Raw genomic sequence first — 554 nt, forward strand, 5'->3', positions numbered from 1 at the left:
GCCGCCGACCTCATCCCGCTCCAGCTTGTTGAAGAACGCGCGGACGCCCCGGACGTTCAGCTTGGTCAGGGCGCCCTTTCCCAGGCCGGGCTTCAGGTAGAGCCGCACCATGGTCTCGTGCTTGTCGTAGGTGCCGAACCCTCGGTTGGGCTTGATCACCTGATCCAGCCAGTAGTCGAGCCACTGGTCCGTCTTCCATGCCTTCGACGGGGTGGGGACGCCCTTGTCCTCCAGCTCCTTGGCCTTGGCCAGCTTCTCGGCTGCCTCGTCGTAGGTCTTGCCGTACCGGGAGATCCGCTTGCGCTCGCCGTCGGTCGTGGTGACGTAGACCCGGGCCTCGTAGCTGCCGTCCTTCCGTCGGCTGACGCTGCCGGCGCCGTTCGGGTTTCGCTTGGTCACTAGTCGGTGCTCCTGGGCTGGTTGCGGATGTAAGTGGCGAGATCTTCGCTGGAGATCCGGCGGGCACGGCCGATGTGGAAGCTCGGCAGCGCACCGAGACGGAGCAGGTCGTAGACCGCGCTGCGGCCGAGGCGGAGAGCGGTCATGACTTCGGG

Annotated in this window: 1 protein-coding gene and 1 pseudogene; both read right to left on the reverse strand. The window is 66.4% G+C overall.

What is annotated here, in order from left to right; all coding sequences use genetic code 11:
- Positions 1 to 399, reverse strand: a pseudogene (locus tag ABD323_RS41160) (site-specific integrase); the annotation flags it as partial.
- On the reverse strand, positions 399 to 545 hold the full coding sequence (locus ABD323_RS41165) for a helix-turn-helix domain-containing protein (protein WP_344447213.1): 147 nt from the start codon (positions 543 to 545) through the stop codon (positions 399 to 401). The pseudogene ABD323_RS41160 and the gene ABD323_RS41165, both read right to left, overlap by 1 nt.
- Between the last annotated feature and the right edge of the window lie 9 nt (positions 546 to 554).

The organism is Kitasatospora nipponensis (genome assembly GCF_039528135.1).
Taxonomy (GTDB): Bacteria; Actinomycetota; Actinomycetes; order Streptomycetales; family Streptomycetaceae; genus Kitasatospora; species Kitasatospora nipponensis.